Raw genomic sequence first — 14488 nt, 5'->3', positions numbered from 1 at the left:
GCAGAAGGAGGCATGATCTCTCCCAAATATGGAAGATAGCCTAAATATGGACTGCGCGCCCGAAGGCAGCAAGCACGCTTTCATGCATCGTTTCGGAAATGGTCGGATGCGGAAAAACCGTTTCCATCAGCTCCGCCTCGGTTGTTTCCAGTGTACGACCGATGGTGAAGCCGTGGATCATTTCGGTCACCTCCGGGCCGACCATGTGTGCGCCCAGCAGCTCGCCAGTTTGGGCATCAAATACCGTCTTGACGAAGCCTTCTGGCTCGCCGAGCGCGATAGCCTTGCCATTGCCGATGAAGGGAAAGGTGCCAATCCTCACTTCGTGACCTGCTTCCCTCGCATTTGTTTCGGTGAGGCCGACACTAGCGATCTGCGGGTGGCAATAGGTGCAGCCGGGAATGTTCCTGGGGTCCATTGCGTGCGGATGCTGACCCGCTATGGTTTCTGCCGCGATAACACCTTCATGGCTGGCCTTGTGCGCTAGCCAAGGCGGCGCCGTGGCGTCTCCGATCGCCCAGATTCCCTCGACATTGGTGCGGCATGCGCCATCGGTAACAATGTGGCCACGCTCCGTTTTCACACCCAGTGCCTCAAGCCCAACGGTTTCGGTGTTTGGGACGATCCCGATTGCCACGATGACATGGCTGTATTCGTCCGAAACAAGTTTGCCATCCCGGGCTTTGATCGCGACTGTTACGCCGGTGGCACCGATATCGAGCTTTTGGACACCTGCACCCGTCAAGATCTTCATGCCCTGCTTCACCAACGCTTTTTCCAGGAAGGTCGAGACATCTGCATCCTCGACCGGAACGATCCTGTCCAGCATCTCGACGACTGTCACTTCCGCGCCCATGTCGTTGTAAAAGCTGGCGAACTCGATGCCGATCGCGCCCGAGCCGATAACAAGCAGCTTGTTCGGCATTTCCGGCGGGTTCATCGCGTGGCGATAGGTCCAGACGCGCTTTCCATCGGCTTTCGGGAACGGCAGATCGCGAGCACGCGCGCCCGTGGCGATGATAATATTCTTCGCGGTCAACTCACTGGTCTTACCATCCGGCGCTGTGACAGAAAGCCTCCCTTTGCCGGTGAGCTTCCCCTCACCCATATAAACGGCGATCCCGTTCTTCTTCATCAGGTGCGAGACACCCTGATTAAGCTGCCTGGCAACGCCGCGTGAGCGCTTCACCACTGCATCCAGATCGGCGGTTATCTTCTCCGCGACCAGGCCATAATCCTTGGCATGCCGCATGTAGCGAAAAACCTCCGCCGAGCGCAGCAACGCCTTGGTGGGTATGCAACCCCAGTTGAGGCAGACACCGCCTAGATTCTCGCGCTCGACAATCGCCGTGTTCAACTTGAGCTGAGCGGCGCGGATCGCGGCGACATAGCCGCCGGGGCCTGAGCCAAGGACAATCACGTCGTAACTATCAGCCATGTTCGGAAATTCCTTGAGATTCAGGCCAACAGTGTCAGCGGCTTCTCAACGATGCGCTTGAAAGCGGCCATCAGTTGCGCACCGTCCGCCCCATCGATCGCGCGGTGATCGAAGCTGCCGGTTACCGACATCACCGTGGCAACGGTCAGCGCATTGTTCACTACATAAGGCCGCTTTTCGCCCGCGCCGATCGCCATGATCATGGCCTGGGGCGGGTTAATGACAGCCTCGAACTGCTTGATGCCGAACATGCCCATGTTCGACAGGCTGGCGGTGCCGCCCTGATATTCATGCGGCTGCAATTTACCGTTGCGCGCGCGCTCCGCCCTATCCTTCATCTCGCTGGAGATTGCGGCAACGCCCTTGGCGTTCGCGCCCGCGATGATCGGCGTGATCAGGCCGCCGGGGATCGATACCGCCACCGAAATATCGACGCGGCTGAACCGCAGCAGATTGTCGCCGGCAAACTGCACATTGCAGCTGGGCACTTCGATAAGGGCGGCCGCCAAGGCCTTGACCAGCAGATCGTTGACCGAGAGCTTGACACCGCGTTCGGCAAGCCCGTCGTTGAGATCGGCCCGAAGCTTCAGCAATGGATCGAGGTGGATATCGGCCGTGAGGTAGATGTGCGGAACCTGCTGCTTCGATTCGGTGAGCCGTCGGGCAATGACTTTCCGCATGTTTGACAGCTTGACGACTTCGTGTGGAATGTCGGGTTCGATCGACGGTACTGCGGCGGCAAACGCCGCGGGGACCCCCGGAGCGACGGCCGGCATCGAGGCAGGCGTCGCGCCATCAATGTCAACCTTGACGATGCGGCCATTAGGCCCGGAGCCTCTTATCGTAGAAAGATCGATGGCGCTTGCCTCCGCCAGACGACGGGCAAGCGGGCTGGCCTTGATACGGCTGGCACCAATTGCGGGTGCGGCTGACGACGCGACAGGAACAGCGGCGGGAATGGATGTAGCGACCTTGTCGGCAATCTCGGGGGCCGGCAGAAGCGCGGGAACAGCCCCTTCCCCGATAGCGGTGATATCCTCGCCTTCGGCGGCAAGCATGGCGACGACGGTCCCGACCTTCACGCCTTCTGTACCTTCGGGGATGAGGATTTTCGCGATAATGCCTTCGTCCACCGCCTCGAATTCCATCGTCGCCTTGTCGGTTTCGATTTCGGCCAGCAGGTCGCCAGACTTCACCACATCGCCCTCCTTCACCAGCCATTTGGCGAGCGAACCCTCCTCCATCGTGGGAGACAACGCGGGCATCTTGAGTTCAATCGGCATTTTCGAAACTCCGCAGGCGTCAGCGATAACGGACGCGCTTGACCGCCGCGACCACGTCATCCGCCTTGATGAGCGCGGCCTTTTCCAGATTCGCGGCATACGGCAGCGGCACGTCCTTGTTGGTGACGCGGAGCACCGGGGCGTCGAGGTCGTCGAAGCCTTCCTGCATGGCGATGGCGATGATCTCCGAGGAGATGGAGCAGACCGGCCAGCCTTCCTCCACCACCACCATCCTGTTGGTCTTGGCGAGCGACTTCAGCACGGTTTCCTTATCGAGCGGGCGGAGCGTGCGCAGGTCGATCACCTCCGCGTCAACACCTTCATCTGCCAGCTTGTCGGCGGCTTCCAGCGCGACACCGACACCAATGGAGTAGCTCACCAGGGTCACGTCACGCCCCGCGCGGGCGATGCGGGCCTTGCCAATCGGCAGGACATGATCGTCCAGCTTCGGCACGTCGAAGCTCTGGCCGTAGAGCAACTCGTTTTCCAGGAACACGACCGGATCGGGCGAGCGGATCGCGGCCTTCAGCAGCCCCTTGGCGTCGGCGGCCGAGTAAGGCGCGATCACGATCAGGCCAGGAACGGCAGCATACCAGGGCCCGTAATTCTGGCTGTGCTGGGCGCCGACGCGGCTGGCGGCGCCGTTGGGGCCGCGGAACACCACCGGGCAGCGCATCTGGCCGCCGGACATATAGTTGGTCTTGGCCGCCGAGTTGATGATGTGGTCGATCGCCTGCATGGCGAAGTTGAAGGTCATAAACTCGACGATCGGCTTCAAGCCGCCCATCGCCGCGCCTGTGCCTATGCCGGCAAAACCATACTCGGTGATCGGGGTGTCGATGACGCGGCGATCGCCGAACTCTTCCAGCAGGCCCTGCGTCACCTTGTAGGCGCCCTGATATTGCGCCACTTCCTCGCCCATCACGAAGACGCGGTCGTCGGCGCGCATCTCCTCGGCCATGGCGTCGCGCAACGCCTCGCGCACCGTGGTCTTCACGATCTCGGTGCCGGCGGGAATATCGGGATCGGCAACCGCCGCGCGGGGCGCAGGCGCCGCAACCGGCTGCGGGGCCGGCTCCGCCGCCTTGGGCGCGGGTGCCTCGACCTTGGGAGCGGGGGCGGCGGCTTGGACCGTCACGGCGCTTTCACCCTCGCCAGCGATCAGCGCGATCACCGCGCCCACTTTCACGCCGTCGGTGCCTTCAGGAATGACGATCTTGGCGATGATGCCCTCGTCCACTGCCTCGAATTCCATCGTCGCCTTGTCGGTCTCGATCTCCGCGAGGATGTCGCCGGATTTCACCGCATCGCCTTCCTTGACGAGCCACTTTGCGAGCGTACCCTCCTCCATGGTGGGAGAAAGCGCCGGCATCTTCAGTTCAATCGCCATCAATATTGCCCCACCAGCACATCGGTATAGAGTTCGGCAAGCTCGGGCTCCGGGGCCTGCTCGGCGAAGTCGGCGGCTTCCTGAACGATCTGGCGGATCTCCTTCTCCAGCGCCTTCAACTCATCCTCGGTGACGCCGGCCGCCTCCAACTCCTGCTTGAGATGCTCGATGGCATCGGACTTGTCGCGGACCGCCTGCACTTCCTCGCGCGAGCGGTACTTGGCCGGATCGGACATGGAATGGCCCCGATAGCGGTAGGTCTTCAATTCCAGGAGGATCGGCCCCTTGCCGGACAGCACCCACTGCCGGGCTTCCTCAGCAGCGCCACGGACAGCGAGCACGTCCATGCCGTCCACCTGGATGCCGGGGATGCGGAAGCTCTCGCCGCGCCGATAGAGTTGGTCCTCGGCCGACGCGCGGTTGACGCTGGTTCCCATGGCGTACTGGTTGTTCTCGATCACGAAAATCACCGGCAGCTTCCACAGCTCCGCCATGTTGAAGCTTTCGTAGACCTGTCCCTGATTGGCCGCGCCGTCGCCGAAATAGGTGAGGCAGACGCCGCCATCATCCGCATATTTATGCTTGAAGGCTAGGCCCGTGCCCAGCCCCACCTGCGCGCCGACGATGCCGTGGCCGCCATAGAAGCCATGATCGACCGAGAACATGTGCATCGACCCGCCCTTGCCGCGTGAAATGCCCGCAGCGCGGCCGGTCAGCTCTGCCATGATGACCTTGGGATCGATCCCGTAGGCCAGCATGTGGCCGTGGTCGCGATAGCCGGTGATGACGCTGTCCTTGCCCACCCTCATAGCCGATTGCAGGCCGACGGCGACGGCCTCCTGCCCGATATAAAGATGGCAGAAGCCGCCGATCATGCCGAAGCCGTAAAGCTGGCCGGCCTTTTCCTCGAAACGGCGGATCAGCAGCATCTGGCGGTAGAGTTCCAGCATCTCCGCATTGGTCGCCTGATAGCGGACGGGCTCGGCCGGACGTTCGCGATTGGAGGCGGATCCAGATGAAACCGAAGCCCGCCTTGCCGGCCCGGCTCGGCTCTCTGCCTTCACATGCTGCTCTTTGGCCACGAACCCTTCCCTTCCCCTGCCTGCTGCGCTTTCGGGGTCTGGCCATGAGATAAATGTCACATCAGTTCAAATCATAGTTCATTCGATGTATGTATAACCAATGGTGATGAATCGGATCGCGCTCTACCATCTGGAAACCCTGCTTTGGATCAACCGCCTTGGCTCGTTCAGCGCGGCAGCGAATCGCCTCAACACCACGCAACCGGGCATTTCCGCGCGAATACGCGAACTTGAGAATCACCTGGGAATTCCGTTGTTCGCGCGACAAGGGCGTAACATGATCCTGTCTGTCCAGGGCCGTGAACTGGTGCGCCGATGCGAGCAGGTGTGGCCGTCGCTTCAACAGGCCCTGCTCAATCCGGTGGACCTCAGCAGCGTGGCCGGCATCGTCCGTATCGGATCGGGTGAAATTGCGGCCGCCAGTTGCCTGTCCGCTTTCGTGAATGCGATCCGTCAGGAGATGCCAGGGCTTTCACTGGAGATCGAAATCGACCTGACATCGAAACTGATCGATGGACTTCTAAGTGGCGCGGCCGATCTGGTTTTCGCGATCGGTCCCGTTGAAATGCCCGGCATCAAGACGCGGCGGATCGGCGAGGTCGAGTTGATATGGCTCGCGTCTCCCAGCCTCGCGAACATGCTGGAGCAGCGACTCGTGCCCCCAAAAGACCTGCTGTTCTGGTCATTGGCACGAAGCTCCCCCATGCATGCGATCATGCATGATGCCTTGGGTGGACTGGGATATCATGACGGGAAGATAAACACCTGCAACGACCTGCATTCTCTGATCGATATCATCGTGTCCAGCGGCGGCGTAAGCTTGTTTCCTCTCAACATGGTGGGAGAGAAGATATCTAGTGGCGAGATCGTTCGCGTTTTCGATCAGTCACCGCCTCCTATTCTGTTGCAGGCAGCGATCCGATCTGCTGAGAAGGACCCGATCATTCTTCATATCTTCGAAATTGCCCATGCGCTGAAAACCGAAGAGGTATCGGCGCCCGCCGCTCGATAGGACCGGGTCTTCGGCCGCGCTTCCGCATGATCGTTCGTTACAGGGGCGCTGGACCGCGCCAGTTGGGCCGTGTCGGCAATGTGCCGTTCGGACGCCTGTGCAGGTCGATGCCATTGCCCCGTTGTCTGGTGAACACCATCAGCGGCACGACGGCGTCATAGGTCGTTGACGAACCGAAAAAGTCCACCGGGCCGTGCCAACGCTGCCCTTCCGCCACTTTCATCCGATAGGTTCCAGGTGGAACCGCGATTATCGCCCGATCGTTCTTGCGGACATAGACCGAGATCACATGCCGCCCGCTTTGAGGGTCGAAGAGCTGAACGACGGCGTTCGCATCGGAGGTCGTGACTGCCATCCGCGATGTCGCCCCGGCCGGATCCAATGCGGGGTTGACCGTCACGCTGCCCGTTTCGGGGAAGGGTAATCCGGGTTCACTATCCGCCAGCCAGCCTTCCCGCTTCAGCGAATGCCACACCGGGATAGCGATGAGAAACAGGCTCAACGCGAGCGACATCCAGCGCAGCATCCCGCCGGCATTACCGCGCGATCCCCTCAACCGGCCGCGCTGATAATCGAAACCGCGGTTGACGGGATCGAACCAGGCGCCCTCGACGCGCCCGGCCCGATCGTTCCATCGGGTTCCCTTCGCGCGCGCGCGATAGCGCTCGCGCATATAGTCGCGATCTTTGAGCCCCATGCCGGTTATCCCTGATATGCGGCGCTCGCCGCACCGTCGCGAAGGTCACCCACGAAACCGAGCACCGTCTGTACCGTGGGGCTTGCACCAGCGGGGATCCGCAATGTGTGATAGCCGGCCCGGGCGGTCATCGCGTCACGCTCCCGATCCTTGCCGGGATCGTGCGAACGATCGTCGATCTCGATCAAGGCGACCACCCTTCCCGTCGTGGGATCCTCGACCACAAAGTCGATGATCTTTCGCTGGAAGCGATTCCAGTCCGCTGGGGTCGGCCGCCGGCCCGGCACCGATGGAACCTTGAGGAGGGCTCCCATCGAGACCTGGGCATGGAGGCGGTACATGGGCAGGATGTGCTCGAGCGCGGCCAGCATGGCTTGCTCGCGCTGCGTCATGAATGGCCGCGCCACTGGGTCGAGCGGTTTCTGTGGAGTGAAGCCTCGGGACATTTTCGACCAGCCAAGCGCGACGATGACGCCCACCAGCAGAAGCGAGGCGAGAAATTCAAATGTGCTCATTGTAGCCCTCCGTTCAGCCCCAGCCGTCCCGGCGACCTTCGCCATTGTCGCGCAGCTTACGGCCATCGAGGGCCGACCGGCGGATGTTGAGTTCGACCTCCTCACCCTTGCGGGTCAGCTGGACATCACGCGGATCGATGTTGTTGCGCTTCGCATAGTCTTCGGCTGCCCGTTCGCTCCCGAACTTGCCAGCCTCATCGAATTCCCAACCCATCGTTCGTCTCCTTCTCTTCGCCGCAGGCACCACGCCGGCGACTTCTCCATTCACAAGTCGAGCCCGAGGCTGCGCTCGGGCAGCGGTGGCAGCGGATCGCCGCGATCGGGTTTCAGATCGGGCGGCGCTTGTGGGGCCTTCGCGGCCGGCGCAGATGCCGCGCCATCGGGCAGAGGCGGCAGATCGCTTGGAACGGGAGCAAGATCGGACAGGTTGACGCCGTCGATCGGACCGGGATCGAACTTCTCGCGGGGTTGCGCGCCCGGCCCCTTCCTGCCGTCGATATCGAGGCGGCCGAGCGTCTCGAGCGAGGAGGTCTTGTTGCCGGGATTCATGTCGAGCTGCCGCGCGAGCTTCTCCTTGTCGTCCACGACCATTGTCAGCTCGTCGCGCACGCGCGTGACCCCGACGTTGAAGAGGCGCTGGTTCGAGAGGTTGCGCTCATGCGACGACATGACGGTGATCGCCTTGTCGGTGGTGATCCCCTGGGCCATGTGCATATTAAGGCTATAAGCAAGGTCGAGCCGAGATAGCATCGGGTCACCGAGGCTGAGCGTGAGGAGCACCTTGTCCGCAGTCTCAACCTTCACGCCATCGGCATCGACGCCCACAACGCGCGCAAGCGCGGCATTGTGCAGGCCGCGCTGCTTGTCGTTGGCCGTCCAGCGGATGCGGTCCCCTTCGCGCAGCTGAAGGTCCTTCTTTTCAGAAAGCTGCAGGCGATCGCGCTGCTCGGTCGGCGACAGCTTCTGGGGATCGAAGCGTATCCTGCGCCGACCGTCCGACAGTTCGACCTTCCCGTTGGCGTGGACCTTGAGGACGTCGTAGCGTCCCGCCTTGATCCCGACGTCCTGCGCGCCGCCGCGGCCGACCTCGAGCGTCTGGCCCTGACGGTAGGTCGAGGCATAGCGCAGCTCCTCGCGCGTGGTGTTGACCCGCTCAAAGACAGTGAGATGGATCGCCTGGCCCTTGACGCTCCCTTCCGCGATCAGGCCATCTTGGATGCGCTGGTTGATGACGGCGCGCGCGTCGCGGCCCGAAGCGAAGACAGCGGTCGCCTCCCGTTCGCCAGGGGAGAGCTCGAGCCACATGTCGGCCGCAGCGGCGGCCGGCTCCCCCGCCTCGACGACACGGTCCCCCAGCACTTTCAGCGCCGCGCCGGCCTTGCCGATATTGGCGAGCGCCGCGACGGTGCGCAGTTGGTCGGTGCGTTGGCGGATATTCTGATCCATCCGCGCCATCGTGCCGCCGCCCGCCTGGATCATGGCGAAGGCCTTGCCCGCGTCGATCGAAGAGAGCTGCTGCCGGTCACCGACCAGAACGAGCTTGTCGACGCCCAAGGCTGCTGTGATCTGGTGGAGCTTGAGCATTTCGTTCGACGACACCATCGAGGTTTCGTCGACGAGAAGCATGGTACCGGCGAGCTTCTCGCGCGCAGCCTCATATCCCAGCGTGTCACGCTCGGTCACGAACCGCTCGTTGGCGAGCACGAAGGAAGCGATCGTCTGGGCCTTGATGCCCGCCCCTTCGGCGAGGTCCGCGACCATCTTGTTCTGGAAGGCAAGTCCGGTGATCCGGGCGCCCTCCTCCTCGGCGACCCGCGCGACCGCCTGGAGCATGGTGGACTTGCCCGTGCCGGCGGCGCCCTGCACCGAGACGGTACGATCGGCGGATGACAGGATCATCGTCGCGGCGGCGAGCTGCCCAGGATTGAGCGGCCGTTCGGCGGCATCCTGCAATCGCTGCGGCGCATCGGCGGCCGCCACAATTGGCTCGGACTTCCCTTTCCCCTCCTCGACGGCGGCAAGAATCTTCTCTTCGGTCCGCAGCGCCTCCTGCGTGGTCACCATGCGGCCAGTCCGGTCCGCGGCTGTCGCGACGCCCGGGATGAGCTGACGGTTCTGCACGAGCCGGTCGATCCGCCTCTCGATCAGGTCGACGGTGACGCCCTTGAGACCGAGATCGAGCGCGGTCTTGCCGAGCAGATTGACGGGCCATGCGGCCTCACGTTCGGAGAGGATCCGGACGGCGGACGCGACCGCGAGCTGCGCGCGCGCTTCCGCTGGCGACTTGACCGCGCGGGCGAGCGCATTGTCCACTAAAGGGTCCTGGGGGCGGAGCAGCGCACCCAGCGTCTGGCGGGCACCAGTTACGGCATCGACAATGGCGCGGTAGCCGCGCTCGAGAGCATTTTCCGAAGACGCCATCCCGGCGCGCGCCTCGGCTGCTGCCCGCAGGTCCTTGCCGTCGAAGCCGTGGGCAGCGGCCTGGTCGATCCAGCCCTGCTTCAGCGCGGCGCGGTCCTCGACGTCGAGCTTGGGATCGCGCGAGCGTTTGGTGATTTCGCGCAGGCCCTCCGGCGACTTGATGCCGAGCCGCGTTGCGTGATCGAGGATCTCCTCGCGGCGCTGGCTGAATTCGCCGATGACCGCCTTGGGAACGCCGGCAATCTCAAAGGTGCCATGCTTGCCCTTGAGGTCCACCTGATAGCCGATCCGCTCGAGCCCGGCGCGCAGGAAAGCATGGTAGATCGAGCCGATGATGCTGTTGTGGCTCCAGAGTTTGTCGGCGTGGAGTGCCTGCCATTTGCCATCGGGCATGCGGGTGAGGTTGGCGATGACGGCGTGGATGTGGGCCTGCGGATCGAGCGCCCGGCTCGTGTCGTGCTGGAAGAGCGCGTAGACGAGATTGCCCGTCTGGACCGGGACCTTGCGCCCCTCGATGTCGCGACGCCCTTCCGCGAGGTTCTTCTCGACCCAGGCCATGGTCGCCTTGACCGCGGCCATATTGGCGTCAAGCACGCGCTTGTCGCCGGCGACATAGGCCATGACCGAAGCCGACTTCGGCATGGAGAAGGTGAGGTCGTAGCCGGCGCGCCGGTTCTCGACCTGGGCGACCGCTTCGCCGCTTGGGAGGATACCGTTCAGCACGCCCTCGAAGGCGTCCTTCGAGACTTCTCCGGACAGGCCGATCGCCTCGGCGCCCTCCCCTCCCCAGGCGCTGATCTCGGACGAGCCCTCGACCGTGTAATAGTCGTCCTTCGCGAAATAGTTCGCGGCACCGGAAGCGGAGCGGACGCCGGCGACCGAGAGCATCAGATGCCCATGTCCATGCCGTCATCCTCGCGGCCGGTGGAGAAGTCGTGGCGCAGCTCGATCAGGGTCTGGTCCTCGACCTGTGGGCTCGTCTCCCCGTGCCGGTGGCCATCACGACGATCGTCCCGGTCGCGCGCGGAAACCGGCTGTTCCTCGCCGCTGGCGCGCGCCGCCTGCGCCCTGTCCGCGCTATGCGTGCCAGGCGTCGCCTGTTCGTCCCGGTCGTCCGCCCGCTGCGCCGCGCGGCGGGCGGCATCGTCCTCCTCCTCGACCTCGGCCGACAGGATCCGTGCGGCGAGATCGCGGGCGAGATTGGTGATCTCGGCCACTTCCTCCACGACCTGCAACGAGCCGTCGCGCCCGCCCGCCTCCCCTGCCCCGTCTTCCTCGAACACCTCCTCTCCGCGCCTTGAGCGTACCGGCCCGACATCGGGCCGTTGGACGAAGCCCTGGGCGACCTGGGGATAGTCCTTCCACTCGAGCAGGATGCGCGCGGCGGGGAAGCCGTCGGGGAATTTCACGAAGCCGTGCATCGAGGGCAGGTTGGTGATGTCATCGGCGATGACGAGTGGTTCGACCTGCTTGCGCGGGGTCAGGGTCGAAGCGTCGCGGGTGTTATTGTAGCCGTAGCTATAGGCCTCATCCATCTGGCGAACCTCGCGGTTGCCGATGTAGCGCGCGCACTGCTCGGCCGTGTCGAGATCGGCCGTCGCGAGGATGAGCTTGGAGCGGGCGAGCGAGGCGAGATTGCGTGCCCCTTGCTCGCCATAGACTTCGACCAGCTTCTCGAAGCTGTGGATAGATGTGTATAAGAGACAGGATGAGCTTGGAGCTGTCTCTTATACACATCTAGATGTGTATAAGAGACAGGATGAGCTTGGAGCGGGCGAGCGAGGCGAGATTGCGTGCCCCTTGCTCGCCATAGACTTCGACCAGCTTCTCGAAGCTGTGGATGCCCAGGATCATCGCGCCGCCAAACGCGCGCGCCGTCTGGAGACCATTCTCGATCGCCGGAAGGCGATGCAGTGCGCCAAGCTCGTCGAACATGAACCAGGTGCGCAAGCTGCGGGTGCGCGGCAGCGTCATCAGCCGGTTGATCGCGAGATCCATCCACAGCGTGAGCAGCGCCCGGTTCATCGGCAGATCGACATAGTTCGACGTCACGAACAGGATCGATCCGGGCTTCTTGTCCCGCGTGATCCAGTCGCGGATCGAGAAGGATTCGCCCTCGTCGGGAAGGAAGCGAAGGACCTGCGCATTGGTGTTGAAGACGGCGCGGATCGATTCCGCCATGCGGGCCGCTTCGGGGGCAGTGAGCGGGTCGGCGATGGTGTTGGCGAGGAAGCGGTGGACGCGCTTCAGGTCGGCCGTCATCAGGTTCTCGGACAGCGCCAGATTGCTGGTCTGCCCCCGCTCCATCAGGCGAATGCACATCTCGATGAAGAGGGTGCGCGCTGCGAGCGCCCAGAAGGGTTCGGACGAACCGCCATCCGAAGGGATTAGCGCCGCCGCGGCGGCCGTGAATTCGCTGTGGGTGCGGCAATCGTTGAAGATCGACCAGGCCGGGCAGCGCGCGTCCATGGGATTGAGGATCGTGTCGCGTGTGGGATCGTAGAAGGCTTCGACATAGGCGCCGGTGAGATCGAAGATGACGGCCGTGTCCTGGCGCTCGCGCATCTGGGTGACGAGGCTTCTGAGCTCGGTCGTCTTGCCTGATCCGGTGGTGCCGATGAGCATCGCATGGGATTGTTCGGTGCGGTGCGGAAAGGGGATGCCCGCGAGCGTGTAGGGATGATGGATGCCGGCTTCCTTGCGCGCTCGGAACGGGAGCGCGAGAACCTGCCGCGAGGACAGGCCGGGGAAGAGGTCGGCCGCCTCCTCTTCGAACTTCACCCGGTTATGCTCGTTGATCTCCACCAGAAGCACGCTGCGATCAACCAGCATGGCGCCGCGTTCATGCCGTTCCTGAAGGATCGAACGGCCGCGCCGATGCGAGATGTCGACGAACCAGATGGCGGCCGGAATGGTGATGAAGACCGAGATCAGGAAAGCGCCGATGAGGCCCCGCATCGCGACGGCCCAGGCTGTGATGACCTCGGGAATATAGGGCACCGCTTTCATCACGGTGCGCATGAGGTCGCCGTTCGGCAGCGTGACGTTGACGCGCTTGTTCGGATTGAGGTCGATCCAGTTCCAGAGGGTCGCATAGACCTTCATGCAGACGAGCTGGAAACCATGCTCGTCGAGCTTGAGCGACATGATGATGAACCAGGCGGCGAGAAAGGCGAAGAACCAGAGGATGAAGGGCAGCTTGGCGCCCGAGAACCACATCAGCATCTCATGGGTGAGTAGCTGGCTGCCGCGGGTGAAATTGCCGGCATTGCGCTGCACGCGGCCGCGCGCCGAATGATGGGTGAGCGGGACGGGACGCCCGTCCGTGCGGATGTCCTCACGCGCCATGATATTGCTCCAGACGTTTGTCGGTTTCCGCGATGATGCGGTCGCGATATTCGGGGAATTGTTCGCGGATGATGATGTCGAGCGCGAGATGCTGGAACTCGCTGATGCGGGCGATCCGACGGTGGCTTGAGGTCAAGAGCTGGCCGGATCCCAGGAAGGCATCGACGGCCGCGCGCAGCAGGTCGGACGGCGTGCATCCGCGCTCCGCGGCGAGCGCTACGAGGCGATCATATTTGCTCCGGTCGAGCCGGACCGAGCAATGCTTGTAGGGAATGGTCAAACCGAGCCTCCTAGCAGGGAGGCTGGTGGGGTCTCAGAAACCGATCCGACTTATAGCGCAATCGTGTCGGTGGAGCAAGAAAATCGCATGCGCGGCGCGGAGCGTGTTCTCGTGTAACACGCTGAAATGGCCGATTTTCGTGTGTTTTGTGGGCAGCGAAATCCTGTCCCACAGCCGCACACGCACCAAGACCGCCATAAGTCGCTGGAATTGTTCCAGAACCCAATGCACCGAGGTGCGTTCGGTGTGCTTCTCTGCACCAGGGCTGATCCACTCCCCGGGGCGTCTTGTGACGCGATCAAATGGCATGGGGAAGCGCCTCCGGCGGGACGCCAGGCCGTCCGGTGGACGGAAGGAAAGCCATGGTTGCGGCAGTTGACCAACCGCTTGGCGGGCGCGCATTCCGTGCTTCCGGCATGGCCGGTGAGCGCTTATAGTGGGCCTGTTCATAGCCCGATCAGCGTGAACCGAGAGGCCCTTCATGGCACGCACATTGGAACAGGAAAGAGCAGCGATAGAAGAGGAAGGCCGCAAGCTCGAGGAGCGACGGCAACGGCTGGAAGAGAAGGAACGCGAGGCCGCGATCCAGGCTCTTGAGAAGACCGGCCTGCTGAAGCTCGACGGCAAGCGATTGGGTGGGCTCGTTGCCCGTATCCGGTCGCTCGGCATCGACGAAGTGGAAAAGCGCCTCACGGCCTGAACAGCCCCCGCCGCGACCCTTGTCGCGGCACGGGCATGGGGGGTTCGATGCCCCCCATGCCCGTAACATCGCCACACAAAAAAACGTATGGCCCGCCCCGTTTGCAAGTAGGATTTTACGGTGTTCTGATCAGTCTGCGTCAACGTATGCGGTCTCACGGGAGCATCCCGTGGCCAAGATGGACATCCGCACGTCTGGAGCCACAATAAGGGAACCGGCAACAGGTGCCATTTTTTTGCCCGGGCTTTCCAGACGCCGATCGACTGTCAGGCCATCTTCACGATCCTTCCTGCAAACATCGTTGGGCTACGCGCGCAGAAGC

The 14488-nt window shown here is 63.0% G+C and carries 11 protein-coding genes and 2 pseudogenes; 2 read left to right on the top strand and 11 right to left on the bottom strand.

From position 1 onward, the window contains the following. Positions 1-40: 40 nt before the first annotated feature. Genes lpdA through pdhA form a run of 4 tightly spaced genes read right to left on the bottom strand, consistent with a single transcriptional unit; the run spans position 41 to position 5175 of the window. Positions 41-1438, bottom strand: a complete 1398-nt coding sequence (gene lpdA / locus FE851_RS23125) for a dihydrolipoyl dehydrogenase (protein WP_011950421.1) — start codon at positions 1436-1438, stop codon at positions 41-43. 20 nt (positions 1439-1458) lie between these two features. Further along, positions 1459-2721, bottom strand: coding sequence for a pyruvate dehydrogenase complex dihydrolipoamide acetyltransferase (locus tag FE851_RS23120; protein ID WP_011950422.1), 1263 nt, complete (start codon positions 2719-2721; stop codon positions 1459-1461). A 19-nt stretch (positions 2722-2740) separates the two neighbouring features. After that, entirely contained in the window at positions 2741-4111 is a 1371-nt protein-coding gene (locus FE851_RS23115) for a pyruvate dehydrogenase complex E1 component subunit beta (protein ID WP_011950423.1), read from the bottom strand. Beyond that, positions 4111-5175: a pyruvate dehydrogenase (acetyl-transferring) E1 component subunit alpha gene (gene pdhA / locus FE851_RS23110; RefSeq protein ID WP_086012022.1), complete on the bottom strand. Its 1065-nt coding sequence runs from the start codon at positions 5173-5175 to the stop codon at positions 4111-4113. Before pdhA ends, FE851_RS23115 begins: the two co-directional genes overlap by 1 nt. A gap of 118 nt (positions 5176-5293) precedes the next feature. Here pdhA and FE851_RS23105 point away from each other — a divergent pair, with 118 nt between their 5' ends. Further along, complete coding sequence (locus tag FE851_RS23105; RefSeq protein ID WP_011950425.1) at positions 5294-6205, top strand: LysR family transcriptional regulator; 912 nt, start codon at positions 5294-5296, stop codon at positions 6203-6205. Between the two features lie 37 nt (positions 6206-6242). On the opposite strand, the gene FE851_RS23100 is transcribed toward FE851_RS23105, so the two are convergent. The 7 genes and pseudogenes from FE851_RS23100 to FE851_RS23070 all read right to left on the bottom strand — a co-directional run bounded on the left by FE851_RS23100 (position 6243) and on the right by FE851_RS23070 (position 13466). Continuing rightward, entirely contained in the window at positions 6243-6902 is a 660-nt protein-coding gene (locus FE851_RS23100) for a hypothetical protein (protein ID WP_011950426.1), read from the bottom strand. 5 nt (positions 6903-6907) lie between these two features. Further along, positions 6908-7417 (bottom strand): DUF2726 domain-containing protein, encoded by a 510-nt coding sequence (locus FE851_RS23095; protein WP_011950427.1) that lies wholly within the window; start codon positions 7415-7417, stop codon positions 6908-6910. A 13-nt stretch (positions 7418-7430) separates the two neighbouring features. Beyond that, positions 7431-7631 carry a hypothetical protein gene (locus tag FE851_RS23090; protein WP_011950428.1) on the bottom strand — a complete coding sequence of 67 codons (201 nt, stop codon included), beginning with the start codon at positions 7629-7631 and terminating at the stop codon, positions 7431-7433. Positions 7632-7681: 50 nt separating this feature from the next. Beyond that, a complete protein-coding gene (gene mobF / locus FE851_RS23085; protein ID WP_011950429.1) occupies positions 7682-10726 on the bottom strand; it encodes a MobF family relaxase in 3045 nt (1014 codons plus the stop codon). After that, positions 10726-11526: pseudogene (locus FE851_RS23080) on the bottom strand (type IV secretion system DNA-binding domain-containing protein); the annotation flags it as partial. The pseudogene FE851_RS23080 and the gene mobF, both read right to left, overlap by 1 nt. A gap of 79 nt (positions 11527-11605) precedes the next feature. Continuing rightward, positions 11606-13186 (bottom strand): annotated as a pseudogene (locus FE851_RS23075) (type IV secretion system DNA-binding domain-containing protein); the annotation flags it as partial. Next, positions 13176-13466 (bottom strand): hypothetical protein, encoded by a 291-nt coding sequence (locus FE851_RS23070; RefSeq protein WP_011950431.1) that lies wholly within the window; start codon positions 13464-13466, stop codon positions 13176-13178. The pseudogene FE851_RS23075 and the gene FE851_RS23070, both read right to left, overlap by 11 nt. Before the next feature lie 481 nt (positions 13467-13947). Between FE851_RS23070 and FE851_RS23065 the strand changes: the two genes are divergently transcribed. Further along, entirely contained in the window at positions 13948-14166 is a 219-nt protein-coding gene (locus FE851_RS23065) for a hypothetical protein (protein ID WP_026002696.1), read from the top strand. Positions 14167-14488: the final 322 nt, after the last annotated feature.

Origin of the sequence: Sphingobium sp. B2 (assembly GCF_007693735.1) — a bacterium.
GTDB lineage: Bacteria > Pseudomonadota > Alphaproteobacteria > Sphingomonadales > Sphingomonadaceae > Sphingobium > Sphingobium xenophagum.
This window is presented reverse-complemented; position numbering and strand designations above follow the sequence as displayed.

Excerpts from the sequence above, each read along its gene's own strand:
- lpdA (WP_011950421.1), bottom strand. The coding sequence starts at position 1,438 with ATGGCTGATAGTTACGACGTGATTGTCCTTGGCTCAGGCCCCGGCGGC.
- FE851_RS23095 (WP_011950427.1), bottom strand. The coding sequence starts at position 7,417 with ATGAGCACATTTGAATTTCTCGCCTCGCTTCTGCTGGTGGGCGTCATC.
- mobF (WP_011950429.1), bottom strand. The coding sequence starts at position 10,726 with ATGCTCTCGGTCGCCGGCGTCCGCTCCGCTTCCGGTGCCGCGAACTAT.
- FE851_RS23115 (WP_011950423.1), bottom strand. The coding sequence starts at position 4,111 with ATGGCGATTGAACTGAAGATGCCGGCGCTTTCTCCCACCATGGAGGAG.
- FE851_RS23065 (WP_026002696.1), top strand. The coding sequence starts at position 13,948 with ATGGCACGCACATTGGAACAGGAAAGAGCAGCGATAGAAGAGGAAGGC.
- FE851_RS23105 (WP_011950425.1), top strand. The coding sequence starts at position 5,294 with ATGGTGATGAATCGGATCGCGCTCTACCATCTGGAAACCCTGCTTTGG.
- FE851_RS23100 (WP_011950426.1), bottom strand. The coding sequence starts at position 6,902 with ATGGGGCTCAAAGATCGCGACTATATGCGCGAGCGCTATCGCGCGCGC.
- FE851_RS23090 (WP_011950428.1), bottom strand. The coding sequence starts at position 7,631 with ATGGGTTGGGAATTCGATGAGGCTGGCAAGTTCGGGAGCGAACGGGCA.
- FE851_RS23120 (WP_011950422.1), bottom strand. The coding sequence starts at position 2,721 with ATGCCGATTGAACTCAAGATGCCCGCGTTGTCTCCCACGATGGAGGAG.